The sequence below is a fragment of the Izhakiella australiensis genome, from assembly GCF_002006995.1.
Classification (GTDB): Bacteria; Pseudomonadota; Gammaproteobacteria; order Enterobacterales; family Enterobacteriaceae; genus Izhakiella; species Izhakiella australiensis.
Window position 1 is genome coordinate 66,820 of record NZ_MRUL01000012.1, and the last position, 18,101, is coordinate 84,920.

The following is an 18,101-nucleotide window of genomic DNA, read 5'->3' on the forward strand; positions in this document are numbered from 1 at the left end:
AAAATAGAATGACAATATCACCTGCAAACCGTCCATGGCTGATCCGCCTCGGCATTCCGCCGACGCTGGCATGGGGCTATATCGCCGTACTGCTGTTTATGATTGGCGACGGCGTGGAATCCAACTATCTCGCACCTTATCTGCATAAAAATGGCTTCTCGCTCAATATCGCCGCCGCCGTGATCGCCTTTTACGGCGTCACCGTCACGCTCGGTTCCTGGCTGGCCGGTTCGCTTTCCACGCTGATTGGCCCGCGAAAAGTCATGCTGGCGGGCGGCCTGATTTGGATTGTTTTTGAAGTGCTGTTCCTCGCCGTGGCGCTGCCAACACATAGCGTGCTGTTGCTGGCGGTCACTTACGGCCTGCGCGGCGTGGCTTATCCGATGTTTGCCTATGCCTTTCTGGTATGGATTCAGGCAGCGGCGCCGGCGGATATGCGCGGCTCGGCAACCGGCTGGTTCTGGCTGGCGTTTACCGGCGGCTTGCCTACCCTCGGCTCACTGGTCGCGATCTTCTCTATCAGGCTGTTCGGTGAATATGCCACCTTCTGGCTGTCGCTCGGCCTGGTGGCGCTGGGGTTGATCGTCATGCTGGTGGCATTAAAAGAGCGCCGTGGTTATCAATCATTACTGGATGAAGAGCACCGCCATCAGGGGACCTGGCGCACGCTGATGGGCGGTATCGATATTCTGTGGCGTGAGCCGCGTATCTCCGCTGCGGCCCTGGTGCGCATCATCAATACCACGCCCTATTTCGGCTTCTTTATCTTTTTACCTGGCTTTTTCACCGAACAAATCGGCTTTACGCAAACCGAATATCTCAGCCTGATCACCATCATGGGGCTGGTCGGCATGAGTTTTAACCCGATTATCGGCAAGCTCAGCGATCGCATCGGCTGGCGCAAAGTGTTGACGGTATTTGGCGGCCTCGGGTCCGGCATTTCCATGCTGTTGATGTACTTCGTCCCGCAATGGAGCCACGGCAGCTTTATTCTCAGCGTGATATGCGCCTGTTTATATGGCATCACACTGTGCGGGTATGTTCCGGCCGCCGCGCTATTCTCCTCACTGTGTCAACCCAAAGACAAAGGTAACGCCATGGCAATTTACTGTTTTGCCGCCGGGCTTTCGACCTTCTTTGGCCCGGCGCTGTACGGTGCGCTCAATGCGCTGGTCGGTACGCTCGGCGTTATGGGGCTATGCCTTTTTATATCTGGTCAGCGCTATCGTTTCCTGGTGTTTTCTGCTCAGCCCCCTGGACCCGGGCGAACAGCACAATCCCGTGGCCCAGCGTTTACGTCGTTTAGATTCCGTTGCTTCTGAGTAAAGGGAGAGACATGAAAGAGTTCGATTACATTGTGATAGGCGGCGGCAGCGCGGGCTGCATCGTCGCCGCCCGACTGGTACGGGAAGGCAATGCGCGCGTGCTGCTGCTGGAAGCCGGTCGCGATGAATACCATCCCGTGCTGAAGATGCCGGCAGGCTACATGAAGTTCCTCGCCAGCGATAAATATCTTACCCTGCACCAGACCGAACCCCAGCCGCAGCTTGACGGCCGTGGGGTGATTGTGCCGCAGGCCAAAGTGCTGGGCGGCGGCTCGACGGTCAATGCCATGGTCTACATGCGTGGCCATCGCCAGGATTACGACGACTGGAACGCCGCGCTGGGTAAACAGGGCATCGACTGGTCGTGGGATGCGCTGCTGCCGCATTTTACCGCCATTGAAGATAACGATCACCTTGGCGCCCCGCTTCACGGAGTCGGCGGACCAATGAAAGTGTCGCATCTTGGTCATTTCAGCCCGCTCAGCCGCGCTTTCGTGAAAACGATGCAGGGGCTTGGTATTCCCTATACACCTGATTTTAATCGCGGTAATCCGTTTGGCGTCGGCTTTATGCAGCACACCATTAACGGCGAGACGCGTCAGCGTTGCAGCGTGGTTGATGCCTTTATTAACCCGCTGCGCGACGACCCTCGCCTGACGATTATCACCAACGCACAGGCCGAAGAGATTCTGTTCGAAGGCGACAGCGCCAGCGGCGTACGCTATAGCAAGGAGGGGCATTCCCACCAGGCACGCGCGCGACAGGAGGTCATTCTGGCGGCTGGCGCCTATCAGACACCGAAACTGCTGATGCTTTCCGGTATCGGCCCGCAGGAACAGCTCAAACAGCATGGTATTACGCTGCGCCACCACTTAGCGGGCGTGGGTAAAAATCTGCAGGATCATTATGAAGTGCCGGTGGTCGCCAGCACTAACGGGGCATTCGGTTACTACGGTCAGGACCGTGGCTGGCCGATGGTTAAAGCCGGTCTGCAATATATGCTGTTTAAATCCGGCCCGGTGACCACCACCGGCGTGGAAACCTGCGCCTTCTTCGACCCGCTCGATTTCAACGCCACACCGACTATTCAGATGTTCTGCGTCCCGACGGTTTATCTGGATCGTGACGTAATGGGCGCCGATCCCGGCCACGGCGTGACCGTGAATTCGCTGCTGCTACGCCCTAAAGCCAGCGGTCAGGTGACGCTGCGCGATGCCAGCGCCAGCAGTTTACCGGTTATCGATACGCAAATTTTCGGCCACCCGGATGACCTGGCGCGCACGCTTGCCGGGTTTCGCTTTGCACGCAATGTGATTGCCGCCACGCCAATAGGCGACATGGTCAATGCTGAGATTTTTCCCGGCGCTGAGACGACCTCGGATGAAGCGCTCGCCGCTCACTGCAAACGTATGGTGAAAACCGGCTATCATCCGGTCGGTACCTGCCGCATGGGTCACGACGACGACCCGCTGGCGGTACTCACCGATGATCTGCGGGTACGCGGCGTTAAGCGGCTGCGCGTGGTCGATGCATCAATGATGCCCAACATCATTAGCGGCAACACCAATGCTATTGTGATGGCAGTGGCACATCGCGCCGGTGAATTGCTATTGCGGACGCAGGCAACGCCGGAGAAGGAAGCCCACGATGAGTGAAAAACTGACGCGCCTGCAAAATACGCTGGCGGAGTGGAAGCTCGATGCCGTGTTGCTGACGCGGCGCGATAACATCGCCTGGCTGACCGACGGCGCCAGCTATTACGTTGTGGAACGCGCCGAAACCGGCGTCGCCAGCCTGTTGATTACCCGCGATAGCGTTACCCTGCTGGCCCCCGAAAACGAACTGCCACGCATTCTGGCGGAGGAGCCGCTGCCGTTTGCCTGCAACACGCAAAGCTTTCCGTGGTGTCAGTCATTCAATGCCCTGTTACCCGCGGGCAGCATCGGCAGTGATAGCCCTGTCGCCGGCAGCACGGATATCCAGTCGCGCATTATTGCGCTACGCCAGGGACTTCATCACAACGAACAGCGGCGCTATCAGACGCTCGGCGAAGAAACGGCGCGCATCGTCGAAAGTGTGGCTTGCCGCTTGCGGGCAGGCGTTACTGAATGGCAGGTTGAAGCGGAGATTGCCGCCGCCTGTTTGTCGCGCGGTATCCGCCCGGTATGTACGCTGATAGCCGCCGATGAACGTATTGCTGCCTTCAAACATCCGGTGCCAACGCGCAGGAAGCTGGTAGAGAAAATGCTGATTACGCTGGGCGCCGAGCGTGAGGGTCTGCATGTCAGCCTTTCGCGGCTGGTACACATTGGCGAGCCGGATGCGGCGCTACGTCAACACATTATGGCGCTGGCCAATATCCATGCCGACATTCTGCACGCCACGCAACCGCAGCGCCGCTGGTCAGCGGTATTTGGCGATATTGTGCAAACCTATCAACAATATGGCTACCCCGATGCCTGGCGCGATCACCACCAGGGCGGCCCGGCGGGCTATGGCTGTCGCGACTGGATTGTTACGCCAGAAACCCAAGGCGAGATACAGGCGGACACTGCTGTGGCATGGAACCCCACCCTGAGCGGCGTGAAAAGCGAAGACACTTTTTTAGTTACCCGCAGCGGCGTGCGCGCGCTGACCCGCAGCGACAGCTGGCCGCTGATTACGCTACAACGCGGCGGCAAGACTTTCCAGTTAGCCGACTGGCTGGTGTTACCGACATCATAAGGAAGCGATTATGTCTGCTCGATTACATAACAAAACCGCCATTATTACCGGTGCAGGCAGCGGCATTGGTAGCGCAATTGCCAGGCTGTTCGCGCGCGAGGGGGCCAGCGTGGCGCTGTTCGATCTTGACGCCTCCGCTAGCGAAATACTGGCGGCGGAGCTGAAGCAGTACGGCCAGCAATGTATTGCCTGCACAGCGGACGTGACGCAGCCAGATCAGGTGCAAAGCGCGGTGCTGCAGGTGCAAAAAACCTTTGGTCGCATTGATATTTTGATCAACTGCGCGGGGGTGAACGTATTTTCCGATCCGCTGGTACTGAAAGAGGAGGACTGGCAGCGCTGCATGGAGACCAATCTGAAAGGCCCCTACAATCTGATTCGCAGCGTGCTGCCGGATATGCTTGCTCGTCAGTATGGCAATATTGTCAACGTTGCTTCGGTACATGGACACAGGATTATTCCCGGCGCGTTCCCCTACCCGGTTGCTAAACATGGCTTGATTGGCCTGACCCGGTCGCTGGGCGTGGAATATGCTGCGCAAGGTATCCGCATCAACAGTATCTCCCCCGGACTGATCATGACCCCCGCCGCCGAGGCCTGGCTGGCAAGTTGCCCGGACCCACAAGCCGAGCGCGAGCGTCAGGCCGCGCTGCTACCATGTAAGCGCATCGGCGAACCGGATGAAGTCGCTTATACCGCGCTGTTTCTGGCTTCTGACGAAGCGCGCTTTATCAACGCCAGCGATATACTTATTGATGGCGGACGCAGTCAGATGTACCACGAGTAACCGGCGTGTCGTTTAAACTGCCCGGGCGAAAACGGAGCACTTGCTGGACAGACGCTCATTGCTGCAAGCCCGGCAGGCCGGTCACAGAAGACCCAACTGCTTTCCGCACCGGCACAAGCACATCCGTGTGGCCTGGCGCGCAAACGGCATCCCTCATTGCTGCATGCCCGGCACCCAGGTCACAGAAGGCCCGGCTGCTTTCCGCACCGGCACAAGCACATCCGTGTGGCCTGGCGCGCAAATGGCAGCCCCTCATTGCTGCATGCCCGGCACCCAGGTCACAGAAGGCCCGGCTGCTTTCCGCACCGGAGCAAGCACGTCCGTGTGGCCTGGCACACGGCCATCCATGGCCGCGAGCCTGCTGAAATCAGCCGGGCCTTCTCCTCCCTAAGTAAAAAGATAAAAGCAGGTCTGCGCCGGGCTGGATGTCAGCAACCTGGTTTTTGCTTTTTTAATAAAAAACGAATGCCGTTTTCAACAAGCGCAGCCCTAACGCCGTTATCGATTAAAAAACGGATGCCGTTTCCCACAACCCTGTGCCAACAGGCTTTTCTGCGCCGAACGAATGAAGTCCGCCAGGGTGAGCCGCAGGGAGGCGGCGAAAGTAAGCGCTGCGTCGGGAACGCATCGCGAACGGCCCGTACGGCGGGCTACATGCGTGAGGGTCGGACGCAGCCACGCAGAAACTGCCGGAAGTACGGGGTCAAGGGGCCATAACGTTTGATGGCCCCTTGCCGGTCGCCCGCAGCAGCGGGCAACTATGGCACTGGCCGCGCAGGCGAACGGAATACTCCACCGCTGGTGAACAGCAACAAACCAGCCCTAACGCCGTTATCGATTAAAAACGGATGCCGTTTCAGCAAACCTGCGCCAACAGGCTTTTCTGCGCCGAACGAATGAAGCCCGCCAGGGTGAGCCGCAGGGAGGCGGCGAAAGTAAGCGCTGCGTCGGGAACGCATCGCGAACGGCCCGTACGGCGGGCTGAAGTAGCGAGGGCATAGCGCAGCCACGCAGAAACTGCCCAAAGTCCGGGGTCAAGGGGCCATGACGTTTGATGGCCCCTTGCCGGTCGCCCGCAGCGGCGGGCAACTATGGCACTGGCCGTGCAGGCGAACGGAATACTCCACCGTGGGTGAAATAAACAGCCCACCGTAGGTGAAATAAAGTTATCGATTTTACAAAAGCAAAAAGGCGCCTTTAGGGCGCCTCTCTACAATGGTGGGTCGTGCAGGATTCGAACCTGCGACCAATTGATTAAAAGTCAACTGCTCTACCGACTGAGCTAACGACCCATTGCTGCTTTATCTGTACTGCGTTAAGCAACGACGATACTAACGCTGCTTAAAGTGGTGGGTCGTGCAGGATTCGAACCTGCGACCAATTGATTAAAAGTCAACTGCTCTACCAACTGAGCTAACGACCCACTTTGCTAACCTACCGGACCACTTTACAAATGTCCCGGCAACGGCGGCATATATTACTGATTTGAAGTTTCAGCGCAACCCTTATTTTTCAATAACTCCGCCAACTGCTTACCTTTCATGCGGTATGACCAGAAATGCAACGAAATCTGGTCAAACCATCATTATCACGAGGAAGAAAGGCGTTTTTGCGCTTGTTTGGCCGCCTCGGTATTCGGGTATTGTTTGATCACCTGCTGGTAAACGGCTTTAGCTTTGCCGCTATCGCCCTTCTCCTGCATGATAATACCTACCTTATACAAGGCGTCGGCGCTTTTGGGTGATTTAGGATAATCTTTCACCACGGTCGCGAAGTAGTAAGCCGCGTCGTCTTTTTTACCCTTGTTGTAACTTAGCTGCCCTAACCAGTAGTTGGCATTGGGAATATAAGTTGAGTCAGGGTATTTTTTAACAAAAGCCTGGAAGGCGCTGATTGCCTTATCGTACTGCTTTTTCTCCAGAACCAGTGCCACCGCCGCGTTGTAGTCGGTGTTAGCATCGCCGCTTTGCGTCGCCGCTGCCGCATCTACGCCGCTACTGGCTGCGGCTTCGTTACCTGCCGCACTGTTAACCGCACCGGCCGCCGTGCCGGAGTCACCCGCAGATTGCTGAGCGCCGTTACTGCTGCCGGCACTGCTCAGTTTGTCCATCTGCTGATAGAGATCTTTTTGGCGTTCCGCCAGTTGGCTAAGCTGATACTGATTTTCCTGAATCTGACCGCGCAGGGAATCCATATCGCTTTGCGTTGAGGAGAGCTGCTGCTGAAGCTGCTGCAGAAGTTGAGCCTGCCCATTAGAAATGCGCTCAAGGGTTGTGACGCGGTCTTCCACCGAGCCAGAGCCAACGCTACTGATTGACGCCTGGGCATTAGCGGCCCCGAGGGCCGCTACGCCAATCAATAACGACAGACTCAGTAAACGAGATCTGAAGTTACTAATCATGTTGCTCTCTTAGTAAACCAGTACGGCACGACGGTTTTTAGCATAGGCTGCTTCGTCGTGGCCCAGTACGGCTGGTTTTTCTTTTCCGTAAGAAACGATAGACATCTGGTCAGCGGCAACGCCTTTACCCTGCAGGTACATTTTAACGGCGTTTGCACGACGTTCGCCCAGCGCGATGTTGTATTCCGGCGTGCCACGTTCGTCAGCGTGACCTTCAATAGTCACTTTATAAGACGGGTTGCTACGCAGGAATGCAGCGTGCTGGTCGAGCACCTGCATGTATTCAGGCGTTACGCCGTATTTGTCCAGACCAAAGTAGACGATGTTGTTGCGTTGCAGCTGCTGCATTTGCAGACGCGCCTGCTCAGATGAAGACATGTCGCCGTTGGTCATTCCCGAACCGTTAGCGCCATCAGCACCCATGCCGGACTGGTCATTGTTATTATTTTTGTGTGAGCTACATGCAGCTACGGCGATAACTGGCAGTGCCAGCATAAAGCCTTTCAGCACTTTGTTCAGTTGCATTGTTTCATTCCTATTATTGTTTGTTTGCTATACATATTTAATATGCATCACAGATACGGAGACCAGGCAGGTGCTTTGACCTGTCCATCAGTCGCCGGAAGACGCGCTTTAAAACGACCATCGGTCGACACCAGATTAAGCACCGATCCCATACCCTGAGTAGAGCTGTAGATAACCATTGTGCCATTCGGCGCCAGACTTGGCGTTTCATCCAGGAACGTGTCCGTTAAAGTCTGAACGGCTCCCGTTTCCAGATCCTGTCGGGTGACGTGTTGCGAACCGCTAACCGTGCTAATCATCACCATTGATTTACCGTCGAAGCTCACATCGGCGTCCTGATTCTGTGGACCATTCCAGGTCAGGCGCTGCGGGGCTCCACCGTTAATATTAATTTTATAAATTTGCGGACGCCCAGCCTGGTCAGAGGTATAAACCAGCGTCTGGTTGTCGGGGAACCATGAAGGTTCGGTGCTGTTGTATGAGGCATCGGTAATTTGGCGAATCTGCCCTGAAGCGAGATCCATCACATACAGATTCAGACTGCCGGTTTTTGACAGCGCGAAGGCCAGCTTGGTGCCGTCCGGAGAAAAGGCCGGCGCGCCATTGTGTCCGGGGAAAGAAGCGACTTTCTGAATAGCACCGGTCGCCAGAGTCTGAATAACCAGCGCAGAGCGTCCGCTTTCAAAGGTGACATAGGCCAGTCGTTTGCCATCCGGTGACCAGGCAGGCGACATCAGCGGTTCAGATGCTTTATGCACGACAAACTGATTGTAGCCATCATAGTCTGACACGCGCAGCTCATAGGGATATTTGCCGCCGTTGGTCTGAACAACATAAGCGATGCGCGTCCTGAAGGCACCTTTAATACCGGTAAGCTTCTGGAAAACCTCATCACTGGCAGTGTGGGCCGCATAGCGCAGCCACTGGCTGGTCACCTTATATTGGTTCTGCGCCAGTACGGTGCCTGGAGAACCGGAGGTATCAACCAGCTGCCAGGAGACGGTGTAGCTGCCATCGGCGCCCGGCTGGATCTGGCCGACAACCACCGCGTCGATTCCCAGCGCGGTCCATGCCGCTGGCTGCACTTCAGCCGCAGAGGTTGGCTGCTGAGGCAAACGCGACTGGTCCAGCGGATTAAATTTACCGCTGTTACGCAGGTCAGCTGCGATAATACCGGCAATATCCTGTGGGGGCGCACCGGCGCCCTGCCATTTAAAAGGCACCACCCCGATAGGACGGGCCGTATTGACCCCCTGGGTGATTTCGATTCGGACTTCTGCATGCAGCGCGGCTGCAAACAGCAGTAAAAAGCTTAACGCGATACGAAATACCTGCTTCATCTTTTCTCCCTTATCTGAACCAAACGTCCACGATAAATAGCAGTCTTTTAGCAACTATGATGACAAACCAGCTTTAAGAGTATGGCATGCGGATAGCAGATCCAAACACCATGCGTTAGTAATTATTGCGGCTTAAAATAAACCGGGGCGTTTTTAAGCGCCTCATACACCGCCTGGCTGGGCGGTTTCGGAATAATCGCCTGCCGCGCAGCGGATAATGCCGCCTGACACAAGGCAGAATCGCCGCCCTGAGCCTGAACGTCAATCAACGATCCGCCGTTGGGCGCCAGCCTGACTTTCAACGTGCACTCCTGCCCTTTAAAAGAATCGGCATCGTAAAACTTACTCTGAATCGCCGACTGAATCTGGCTGGCATAGTTACTGACATCCGCGCCATTCACCCCGGCTTTAGTCTGATTACCCTGTCCGGCGGCGGCACCGCCCTTGCCTTGCTTCGGCGCATTTTTACCGGAAGCCAGACCGCCAAGCAGATCGTCTACTTCACCCGTTTCTTTCTTTGCCGCCGCAGCGGCTTTAGCTTTCGCTGCTGCCGCGGCCTTTTTCTCAGCGTCCGCTTTGGCCTTTGCTTCGGCTTCAGCTTTGGCTTTCGCCGCCGCTTTTTCTTTTGCCTCTGCGGCAGCTTTAGCTTCCTGAGCAGCTTTCTGCTTCGCCGCCTTCTCAGCAGCCTGTTTGGCCTCTTCTTCCGCTTGCTTCTTAGCAGCAGCGGCGGCTTTTTTTGCTTCGGCGTCGGCCTTCGCTTTAGCGTCCGCGGCGGCTTTCGCCTGCGCATCAGCCTGTGCTTTAGCATCCGCTTTAGCCTTGGCGGCAGCGGCTTCAGCCGTCTTCTGCTGCTCCTGAGCCTGCTTCGCGGCCTGCTCAGCCTGACGCTGCTGCTCGGCCTGTTTTTCTGCCTGCTGCTTCGCCTGCTCCTGAGCCTGCAGGCGCTCTTTTTCCATCTCTTTCAGACGCTGTTGTTCTGCGGCCTGTTTTTGCTGTAATTCTTCAGCCTGCTGCTTAGCCTGTTTATTTCGCTGCTGCTCGGCGCGCTGGCTATCTGCCTGCTGGTTCTGCTGGCGATTATACTGGTCTACAACCGCACCGGGATCGACCATTACGGCATCAATGTCGCCACCGCCGCCACCGGCGCTGGCATCAATATTTTCGTCAAACGAGCTCCAGATCAGCAGCGCAATCAGCAAAATATGCAGCACTACCGAAATGATTATCGCCCGTTTTAACTTATCGTTCTGCTCAGTTGCCTTCGACACTCTCGCTTTCCCAAACTGGTTCGCTGAATTAAATCGGGCGCGTCATCAGGCCCACGGATTTAACACCCGCCTGATGCAGCAGATTCAACGCCTTGATAATTTCATCGTAAGGCACGTCCTTTGCTCCCCCAATCAGGAAGACAGTTTTCGGATTCGCTTCCATACGACGCTGCGCTTCTGCAATCACTTGCTCGGGCGGTAACTGCGTCATTCGATCGTGATCGACGACCAGGCTGTACTGCCCGACGCCGGACACTTCGAGGATAACCGGCGGGTTATCGTCATTTGAAACCGTTTTAGAATCCGTTGCATCAGGTAAATCTACCTCGACGCTTTGCGTGATGATGGGCGCCGTTGCCATAAAAATAAGCAGCAGTACCAACAGCACATCAAGCAGTGGAACAATATTGATTTCCGACTTCAGCGCGCGACTGTTACGACCTCGGGTTCTGGCCATACGCTACCTCCTGCTTATTTACTGTTCTCGCTGGAGAAAGCCTGACGGTGCAAAATCGCGGTAAACTCTTCCATGAAGTTGTCATAGCTAAGTTCAAGCTTATTTACCCGCTGATTAAGGCGGTTATAGGCCATAACGGCAGGAATGGCGGCAAAAAGGCCAATAGCCGTGGCGATAAGCGCCTCAGCGATACCGGGTGCGACCATCTGCAACGTTGCCTGCTTAACCGCGCCGAGCGCTATAAAGGCGTGCATGATCCCCCAGACCGTACCAAACAGGCCGATATAGGGGCTGATTGAACCGACGGTGCCGAGGAATGGAATGTGCGTTTCCAGCGCCTCAAGCTCGCGGTTCATGGAAATGCGCATCGCCCGCGACGCGCCCTCGACCACCGCTTCAGGCGCGTGGCTGTTCGCCCGATGCAATCGGGCGAACTCTTTAAAACCGGCATAGAAAATTTGTTCCGAGCCTGAAAGCTCATCGCGACGCGCCTGGCTCTCCTGATAAAGGCGGGATAGTTCAATCCCGGACCAGAACTTGTCTTCAAACGCATCGGCTTCACGCCCTGCGGAGTTCAGAATCCGCGTTCTTTGAATGATTACCGCCCAGGAAGCGATTGAGAAGCCGATCAAAATCAACATGATAAGTTTCACCAGAAGGCTGGCCTTCAGGAACAAATCAATAATGTTCATGTCAGTCACTGCTTGAACTCCGCGACAATAGACTTAGGAAGCGCGATAGGCTTCATCTGATATGGATTGATGCAGGCGATCAGGACTTCTGCCTCATTCAGCAGCCGACCGTCCGCATTAATAATTCGTTGGGCAAACGTCATGGTAGCGCGAGACATCGCAGCAACTTCACACTGTACTTCCAGCAGGTCGTCAAGCCGGGCAGCAGCATGATATTCCACCGTCATGCGCCGGACGACAAAAGCAACCTGTTGCGCTAACAAAACCTGCTGGTTGAAGTGATGCTGACGCAGCATTTCCGTTCTGGCCCGTTCGTAAAAAGCAATGTAGCTGGCATGGTAAACCACACCGCCGGCGTCAGTGTCTTCGTAGTAAACCCGTACCGGCCATCGAAACAACGCTGTACTCACTTTACATCCTGGTAATGCACGTTGACGTTAAAACCAAAAACGTTGCTACTATACGCAAGAGCCAACGCCTTTGGAATGGATTCACCGAGGGTAAATAAAATAAATATCTGTTACTAACAACCAGAAAGATTTTCGAGATGATTCTTAGACAAAAGCTGACAAAACTGGACAGAGCGAAGAAAAAATAGTGAGGCGCGGCAATCGCGCCCCGGAGATTATCAGAAATAGAAGAAAGCCAGCCCGCAGGCCACGACCACTACCGCCGGTAACGGCAGGAACAGCGTTTTCCAGCGCAGCCTTTGCGGCTGAAACCCAACGCCAAAAACCACACTCGCACATATTCCCCACATGATAATCAGTCCCTGCCAGAGAGACAGCGTGCTGGTATGGGAGGCGAAGCGCGCCGGCGCCCAGAACAGACAGCCGGCCAGCCACAGCGCCAGCAGCAGGGACAGCAGGCGTAACGGCCTTCTGTCCATGTGCTGCCATATTTGCGCAATCAGCATTTTCATTCTTTTGCTTTAAGCGTTTCGATATGCTCAAGCGCCAGCGCCGTAATAATACCGAAGGCGCATGCCAGCAAAGTGCCAAGAATCCAGGCGAAATACCACATGTTGCGTCTCCTTAACTTAGTAAAGCGAGTGCGTGTTGCTCTCGATATGCTCTTTAGTGATGCGTCCGAACATTTTGTAGTAACACCAGATGGTGTACGCCAGAATAATCGGTACAAAGATAATCGCCGCATACAGCATCACCTGCAGCGTCAGCTGACTGGAGGTTGCATCCCAGATGGTCAGGCTGCTGGACATCGACGTACTTGACGGCATGATGAACGGGAACAGCGCAATACCGACGGTCATGATGACGCAAGCGATGGTCAGCGAAGAGAACAGAAACGCCCAGGCTCCCTTGCCAACCCGAGAACAAAGCGTCGTCAGCAGCGGCAACACCACGCCCAGTACAGGGAACAACCACAGCACGGGCGCATTGTGGAAATTCACCAGCCATGCACCGGCCTGACGAGCCACTTCTTTATTCAGCGGATTAGATACGCCATCGGGGCCGATCGCAGACGTGATCACATAGCCTTCGATGCCATACACCACCCAGACGCCTGCCAGAATGAAGCACACCATCATGACCAGTGAGGAAACCTGAGCGAAGGTGCGCGAGCGCAGATTCAGTTCGCCGTTGGTACGCATCTGCAGATAGGTCGCGCCCTGAGTCAAAAACATCATCAGACTGACGATGCCGGTCAGCAGGCCAAACGGATTCAGCAGCTGGAAGAAATTACCGGTATAGAACAGGCGCAGGTCGTTATCAAAATGGAAAGGCACGCCTTTCAGCAGGTTGCCAAACGCGACGCCGATAACCAGCGGCGGCACCAGGCTACCGATGAAAATGCCGATATCCCACATGCCACGCCAGCGCACATCTTCAATCTTGGAACGGTAATCAAAACCCACCGGCCGGAAGAACAGCGAAGCCAGCACCAGAATCATGGCGACATAGAATCCGGAAAAGGCCGCGGCATATACCATCGGCCAGGCGGCGAACAGCGCGCCCCCGGCAGTGATCAACCATACCTGGTTGCCGTCCCAGTGCGGCGCAATGCTGTTAATCATGATGCGGCGCTCGGTATCAGTCCGCCCAATCAGGCGCGACAGCATACCGACGCCCATATCAAATCCGTCGGTGACGGCGAAGCCAATAAACAGCACCCCGACCAGTAGCCACCAGATAAAACGCAATACTTGATAATCTAACATCTCGTGGACTCCTGTCTTAACGAACCGGCTGTGAGGCTACGTTTGACTGCTCATAATGATAACGCCCGGTTTTCAGGCTGCTTGGACCCAGACGCGCATATTTGAACATCAGGTACATTTCAGCCACTAAAAACAGCGTATAAAGACCACAGATCAGGAACATCGAGAACAATACATCGCCAACCGTTAGCGAGGAGTTCGCCACCGCAGTTGGCAGAATTTCACCGATGGCCCAGGGCTGGCGGCCGTATTCGGCAACAAACCAGCCGGACTCTACGGCGATCCACGGCAGCGGAATGCCGTACAGCGCGCAGCGCAGCAGGAAGGTACTTTTACCAATGCGATTACGCAGCACCGACCAGAAGGAACAGCCGATAATCAGCAGCATCAGCACGCCGCACAGCACCATGATACGGAATGAGAAGTAGACAGGCGCCACATCGGGGATGGAGTCCTTCGTCGCTTTGGCGATCTGCTCTTCACTGGCGTTGGCCACGTTAGAGGTATAGCGTTTCAGCAGCAGACCATATCCCAGATCCTGCTTGGATTTTTCAAACGCTTCGCGTACGGCCGGGTCGGTATTGCCGCTACGCAGCTCCTGCAGCAGCTGATAGGCCTTCATACCGTTGCGAATGCGGATTTCATGCTGCGCCATCAGCTCCTTCAGGCCGATGACCGGCTTATCCAGAGATCGGGTGGCAATCAGCCCCAGCGCATAGGGAATCTTGATCGCATAGCTGTTCTTTTCAGACTCCTGATGCGGAATGCCAAACAGGGTAAAGGCCGCCGGAGCAGGCTGGGTTTCCCACTCTGCCTCAATCGCCGCCAGCTTGGTTTTTTGCACGTCGCCGATTTCGTAGCCGGACTCATCGCCGAGCACGATAACCGACAGCACAGCCGCCATGCCAAAGCTTGCCGCGATGGCGAATGAACGCTTAGCAAAGGCGAAGTCGCGGCCACGCAGCATGTAGTAAGCGCTGACGCCGAGAATAAACATGGCGCCGGTGGTGTAACCGGCCGCGACGGTATGAACGAACTTAACCTGCGCAACCGGGTTAAATATCAGGTCGGCAAAGCTGACCATTTCCATGCGCATAGTTTCGTAGTTGAATTCAGAAGCCACGGGGTTTTGCATCCAGCCGTTGGCGACCAGAATCCACAGCGCCGAGAGGTTAGAACCTAGCGCGACCAGCCAGGTAACCGCCATATGCTGCACTTTGCTCAGCCGGTCCCAGCCAAAAAAGAACAGCCCAACGAATGTGGATTCAAGGAAGAAAGCCATCAGGCCTTCAATTGCCAGCGGAGCGCCGAAGATATCGCCGACGTAGTGGGAATAATAGGACCAGTTAGTACCGAACTGAAATTCCATGGTCAGACCGGTCGCCACGCCCAGCGCAAAGTTAATACCAAATAACTTGCCCCAGAACTTGGTCATGTCTTTATAGATTTGCTTGCCGGACAGCACATAGACCGTTTCCATTATCGCCAGCAAAAACGCCATACCTAGCGTTAGCGGGACGAAGAGGAAATGATATAGCGCCGTCAAAGCAAACTGTAAGCGCGACAGCTCGACGATATCAAACATCTTGACTCCTTGCTCCTGGCTTTCAGCACCCGGTACGTATTTATGCGATCAGCGCGCCCGGATAAACTTTAGCCTGCTCAAATAACACTACGGAGGTAAACACCACGGGTGCTACCTCCAATCTTGATTAAATCGTTATGAGTGACATATTAACCAACCGGAATAGCCATTTCCGGAACATCCGTCAGAAAATCGGGTAATCCCTATCCGGATTAAAACTGTATATAGCGCAATTTTTTAATTAATCGGTATGTTCTTCAGATTGATACAGAACAATTTAATCGGAAAATTTCAGCCTTTTCCACCACAAACATCGCATATAAATACCAACTTCTTGACTCAAATCAAGGTATAAATACGATTTACGCAACGGATTACATTGATGTTAAATATATGTTTACCCAAGGCTGCAAAATCATCTTAAACATAACCTAATGTTATTTTATATTAACAATGTGATTCACATATATTTAACTTGTCCGCCTTATTTCCTCCTCTTTCCCACTTTCTGCCAGCTGTTATTTTTTCGCGCTAATCATAGCCCAACGCTGACTTCAAACCCAAAACAGGAAATGCCATCCTGCAGTAAGGATAGGCTGTTTAGCGCATTCTGGCGTGGTAAAAGGCTAAAAATGGTTTTTTTGTGAGCGTGGCAAAAAAAAGGCCGCCCGAAGGCGGCCAGTATGTCGAGTATATTTTAATTATTATTTAGCAGGCAGCACCGCTTTAACGGCGTCGCCGATATCAGCCAGGCTGCGAACCGTTTTAACGCCCGCCGCTTCAAGAGCCGCAAACTTCTCATCCGCAGTGCCCTTACCGCCAGCGATAATAGCGCCGGCATGGCCCATGCGCTTGCCTTTAGGCGCCGTTACACCCGCAATGTAGCCGACCACCGGCTTGGTCACGTGCTCCTTAATAAAGGCAGCCGCTTCCTCTTCCGCGCTGCCGCCGATTTCGCCGATCATTACGATAGCTTCGGTTTGCGCGTCGTCCTGGAACATTTTCAGGATGTCGATGAAGTTAGAGCCTGGAATCGGGTCACCGCCGATGCCCACACAGGTAGACTGACCGTAACCGATATCGGTGGTTTGTTTTACCGCTTCATAGGTCAGGGTGCCAGAACGGGAAACGATGCCCACGCGGCCAGGCTTGTGAATATGGCCAGGCATGATGCCGATTTTGCATTCGCCTGGAGTGATGACGCCCGGGCAGTTCGGTCCAATCATACGCACGCCGGCTTCATCCAGCTTCACTTTAACCGTCAGCATATCCAGCGTTGGAATCCCTTCGGTGATGGTGATGATAAGCTTGATGCCCGCATCAATCGCTTCCAGGATGCCGTCTTTACAGAACGGCGCGGGGACGTAAATGACCGTTGCGGTGGCGCCGGTGGCCTGCACCGCTTCGCGCACGGTATTAAATACCGGCAGGCCAAGATGAGTCGTACCGCCTTTACCCGGCGTAACGCCGCCAACCAGCTGCGTACCGTAAGCCAGCGCCTGCTCTGAATGGAAGGTACCCTGTCCGCCGGTGAAGCCCTGGCAGATTACTTTGGTGTTTTTGTCGATCAAAATGGACATTATTTACCCTCCGCTGCGGCAACAACGCGCTGCGCCGCGTCAGTCAGGCTGTTTGCTGCAATAATGTTTAAACCGCTTTCCGCCAGACGCTCAGCGCCCAGTTCTGCATTGTTACCTTCCAGGCGCACGACAACCGGCACGTTGACGCCAACTTCGGCAACGGCGCCGATAATGCCATCGGCAATCAGGTCACAGCGAACGATGCCGCCGAAAATGTTAACGAATACCGCTTTTACTGAGTCATCGGAGAGGATGATTTTGAACGCTTCGGTTACGCGCTCTTTGGTTGCGCCACCGCCCACGTCAAGGAAGTTAGCCGGCTGGCCGCCGTGGTGTTTAACGATGTCCATGGTGCCCATTGCCAGACCGGCGCCGTTCACCATACAGCCGATATTGCCGTCCAGCGCCACGTAGTTAAGTTCCCACTGCGCCGCATGCGCTTCACGCGGGTCTTCCTGGCTCGGATCGCGCATTTCGCGCAGCTCCGGCTGGCGGAACATCGCGTTGCTATCGGCGCCCAGCTTGCCGTCGAGGCACACCAGATCGCCTTCTTTGGTGATCACCAGCGGGTTAATTTCCACCAGCGCCAGATCGCGTTCGAGGAACAGCGTCGCCAGGCCCATGAAAATTTTCGTGAACTGGCTGACCTGCTTGCCGGACAGACCCAGCTTAAACGCCAGCTCGCGTCCCTGCCACGGCTGCGGGCCGGTTAGCGGGTCCAGTGACATTTTGTGGATCAGGTCCGGGGTTTCTTCCGCAACCTTCTCGATTTCCACGCCGCCTTCAGTTGAGGCCATGAAAACCACCCGGCGCGAACTGCGATCGACTACCGCACCCAGATAAAGCTCCTGATCAATATCAGTCGCCGCTTCAACCAGAATCTGGTTAACCGGCTGTCCATCCGCATCAGTCTGGTAGGTCACCAGGCGCTTACCCAGCCAGTTTTCAGCGAAAGCACGGATATCTTCCTTGCTTTTCACAACTTTTACGCCGCCCGCTTTACCGCGGCCGCCGGCATGTACCTGACATTTCACCACCCAGGGACCGGCACCGATCTTTGATGCCGCCTCTTCAGCTTCACGCGGGGTTGTGCAGGCATAACCAGTCGGAGCCGGCAGACCGTACCGGGCAAACAGTTGTTTGGCCTGATATTCGTGTAAGTTCATGATGTTCTATCCATTCAGGTCGAAAATGAGTGGTCACTGCTTAGCAGTGACCCCATAGAATCATGGGCGCAT

At 55.0% G+C, this 18,101-nt stretch carries 17 protein-coding genes and 2 tRNA genes; 4 read left to right on the top strand and 15 right to left on the bottom strand.

Annotation, left to right across the window (positions count from 1 at the left end):
• Nucleotides 1-8: 8 nt before the first annotated feature.
• From BTJ39_RS16210 to BTJ39_RS16225, 4 genes are read left to right on the top strand one after another with little or no spacing between them, the layout of a single operon-like run.
• Nucleotides 9-1,322 (top strand): MFS transporter, encoded by a 1,314-nt coding sequence (locus BTJ39_RS16210; RefSeq protein WP_078003735.1) that lies wholly within the window; start codon nucleotides 9-11, stop codon nucleotides 1,320-1,322.
• Between the two features lie 14 nt (nucleotides 1,323-1,336).
• Nucleotides 1,337-2,980, top strand: a complete 1,644-nt coding sequence (locus BTJ39_RS16215; RefSeq protein ID WP_078003736.1) for a GMC family oxidoreductase — start codon at nucleotides 1,337-1,339, stop codon at nucleotides 2,978-2,980.
• Nucleotides 2,973-4,049 carry a M24 family metallopeptidase gene (locus tag BTJ39_RS16220; RefSeq protein WP_078003737.1) on the top strand — a complete coding sequence of 359 codons (1,077 nt, stop codon included), beginning with the start codon at nucleotides 2,973-2,975 and terminating at the stop codon, nucleotides 4,047-4,049. The genes BTJ39_RS16215 and BTJ39_RS16220 overlap by 8 nt, the downstream gene beginning before the upstream one ends.
• 10 nt (nucleotides 4,050-4,059) lie before the next feature.
• Nucleotides 4,060-4,836 carry an SDR family oxidoreductase gene (locus tag BTJ39_RS16225; protein WP_078003738.1) on the top strand — a complete coding sequence of 259 codons (777 nt, stop codon included), beginning with the start codon at nucleotides 4,060-4,062 and terminating at the stop codon, nucleotides 4,834-4,836.
• Nucleotides 4,837-6,052: 1,216 nt separating this feature from the next.
• On the opposite strand, the gene BTJ39_RS16230 is transcribed toward BTJ39_RS16225, so the two are convergent.
• From BTJ39_RS16230 to sucC, 15 genes are all read right to left on the bottom strand, one after another.
• A tRNA-Lys gene (locus tag BTJ39_RS16230) sits at nucleotides 6,053-6,128 on the bottom strand.
• Between the two features lie 55 nt (nucleotides 6,129-6,183).
• Nucleotides 6,184-6,259 (bottom strand) — tRNA-Lys (locus BTJ39_RS16235).
• A 165-nt stretch (nucleotides 6,260-6,424) separates the two neighbouring features.
• A complete protein-coding gene (gene cpoB, locus BTJ39_RS16240; protein ID WP_078003739.1) occupies nucleotides 6,425-7,237 on the bottom strand; it encodes a cell division protein CpoB in 813 nt (270 codons plus the stop codon).
• Nucleotides 7,238-7,246: 9 nt separating this feature from the next.
• The gene (gene pal, locus BTJ39_RS16245) at nucleotides 7,247-7,762 is read right to left on the bottom strand and encodes a peptidoglycan-associated lipoprotein Pal (RefSeq protein WP_078003740.1); all 516 of its coding nucleotides are present in this window, start codon (nucleotides 7,760-7,762) and stop codon (nucleotides 7,247-7,249) included.
• Between the two features lie 47 nt (nucleotides 7,763-7,809).
• Nucleotides 7,810-9,102, bottom strand: a complete 1,293-nt coding sequence (gene tolB, locus BTJ39_RS16250) for a Tol-Pal system beta propeller repeat protein TolB (RefSeq protein ID WP_078003741.1) — start codon at nucleotides 9,100-9,102, stop codon at nucleotides 7,810-7,812.
• A 122-nt stretch (nucleotides 9,103-9,224) separates the two neighbouring features.
• The gene (tolA, locus tag BTJ39_RS16255; protein WP_078003742.1) at nucleotides 9,225-10,370 is read right to left on the bottom strand and encodes a cell envelope integrity protein TolA; all 1,146 of its coding nucleotides are present in this window, start codon (nucleotides 10,368-10,370) and stop codon (nucleotides 9,225-9,227) included.
• 28 nt (nucleotides 10,371-10,398) lie between these two features.
• Entirely contained in the window at nucleotides 10,399-10,827 is a 429-nt protein-coding gene (gene tolR, locus BTJ39_RS16260) for a colicin uptake protein TolR (RefSeq protein ID WP_078003743.1), read from the bottom strand.
• 14 nt (nucleotides 10,828-10,841) lie between these two features.
• Complete coding sequence (tolQ, locus tag BTJ39_RS16265; protein WP_078003744.1) at nucleotides 10,842-11,528, bottom strand: Tol-Pal system protein TolQ; 687 nt, start codon at nucleotides 11,526-11,528, stop codon at nucleotides 10,842-10,844.
• A complete protein-coding gene (gene ybgC / locus BTJ39_RS16270; RefSeq protein ID WP_078003745.1) occupies nucleotides 11,525-11,929 on the bottom strand; it encodes a tol-pal system-associated acyl-CoA thioesterase in 405 nt (134 codons plus the stop codon). The genes tolQ and ybgC overlap by 4 nt, the downstream gene beginning before the upstream one ends.
• A 218-nt stretch (nucleotides 11,930-12,147) precedes the next feature.
• The gene (gene ybgE, locus BTJ39_RS16275) at nucleotides 12,148-12,441 is read right to left on the bottom strand and encodes a cyd operon protein YbgE (RefSeq protein ID WP_078003746.1); all 294 of its coding nucleotides are present in this window, start codon (nucleotides 12,439-12,441) and stop codon (nucleotides 12,148-12,150) included.
• On the bottom strand, nucleotides 12,438-12,542 hold the full coding sequence (gene cydX / locus BTJ39_RS16280) for a cytochrome bd-I oxidase subunit CydX (protein ID WP_078003747.1): 105 nt from the start codon (nucleotides 12,540-12,542) through the stop codon (nucleotides 12,438-12,440). The genes ybgE and cydX overlap by 4 nt, the downstream gene beginning before the upstream one ends.
• A 16-nt stretch (nucleotides 12,543-12,558) precedes the next feature.
• Nucleotides 12,559-13,698 carry a cytochrome d ubiquinol oxidase subunit II gene (gene cydB / locus BTJ39_RS16285; RefSeq protein WP_078003748.1) on the bottom strand — a complete coding sequence of 380 codons (1,140 nt, stop codon included), beginning with the start codon at nucleotides 13,696-13,698 and terminating at the stop codon, nucleotides 12,559-12,561.
• Nucleotides 13,699-13,714: 16 nt separating this feature from the next.
• The gene (cydA, locus tag BTJ39_RS16290; protein ID WP_078003749.1) at nucleotides 13,715-15,283 is read right to left on the bottom strand and encodes a cytochrome ubiquinol oxidase subunit I; all 1,569 of its coding nucleotides are present in this window, start codon (nucleotides 15,281-15,283) and stop codon (nucleotides 13,715-13,717) included.
• Between the two features lie 704 nt (nucleotides 15,284-15,987).
• Nucleotides 15,988-16,863, bottom strand: coding sequence for a succinate--CoA ligase subunit alpha (gene sucD, locus BTJ39_RS16295; RefSeq protein ID WP_078003750.1), 876 nt, complete (start codon nucleotides 16,861-16,863; stop codon nucleotides 15,988-15,990).
• A complete protein-coding gene (gene sucC, locus BTJ39_RS16300; protein WP_078003751.1) occupies nucleotides 16,863-18,029 on the bottom strand; it encodes an ADP-forming succinate--CoA ligase subunit beta in 1,167 nt (388 codons plus the stop codon). The genes sucD and sucC overlap by 1 nt, the downstream gene beginning before the upstream one ends.
• Nucleotides 18,030-18,101: the final 72 nt, after the last annotated feature.

Excerpts from the sequence above, each read along its gene's own strand:
- BTJ39_RS16210 (WP_078003735.1), top strand. The coding sequence starts at position 9 with ATGACAATATCACCTGCAAACCGTCCATGGCTGATCCGCCTCGGCATT.
- BTJ39_RS16215 (WP_078003736.1), top strand. The coding sequence starts at position 1,337 with ATGAAAGAGTTCGATTACATTGTGATAGGCGGCGGCAGCGCGGGCTGC.
- BTJ39_RS16220 (WP_078003737.1), top strand. The coding sequence starts at position 2,973 with ATGAGTGAAAAACTGACGCGCCTGCAAAATACGCTGGCGGAGTGGAAG.
- BTJ39_RS16225 (WP_078003738.1), top strand. The coding sequence starts at position 4,060 with ATGTCTGCTCGATTACATAACAAAACCGCCATTATTACCGGTGCAGGC.
- cpoB (WP_078003739.1), bottom strand. The coding sequence starts at position 7,237 with ATGATTAGTAACTTCAGATCTCGTTTACTGAGTCTGTCGTTATTGATT.
- pal (WP_078003740.1), bottom strand. The coding sequence starts at position 7,762 with ATGCAACTGAACAAAGTGCTGAAAGGCTTTATGCTGGCACTGCCAGTT.
- tolB (WP_078003741.1), bottom strand. The coding sequence starts at position 9,102 with ATGAAGCAGGTATTTCGTATCGCGTTAAGCTTTTTACTGCTGTTTGCA.
- tolR (WP_078003743.1), bottom strand. The coding sequence starts at position 10,827 with ATGGCCAGAACCCGAGGTCGTAACAGTCGCGCGCTGAAGTCGGAAATC.
- ybgE (WP_078003746.1), bottom strand. The coding sequence starts at position 12,441 with ATGAAAATGCTGATTGCGCAAATATGGCAGCACATGGACAGAAGGCCG.
- cydX (WP_078003747.1), bottom strand. The coding sequence starts at position 12,542 with ATGTGGTATTTCGCCTGGATTCTTGGCACTTTGCTGGCATGCGCCTTC.
- cydB (WP_078003748.1), bottom strand. The coding sequence starts at position 13,698 with ATGTTAGATTATCAAGTATTGCGTTTTATCTGGTGGCTACTGGTCGGG.
- cydA (WP_078003749.1), bottom strand. The coding sequence starts at position 15,283 with ATGTTTGATATCGTCGAGCTGTCGCGCTTACAGTTTGCTTTGACGGCG.
- sucD (WP_078003750.1), bottom strand. The coding sequence starts at position 16,863 with ATGTCCATTTTGATCGACAAAAACACCAAAGTAATCTGCCAGGGCTTC.
- sucC (WP_078003751.1), bottom strand. The coding sequence starts at position 18,029 with ATGAACTTACACGAATATCAGGCCAAACAACTGTTTGCCCGGTACGGT.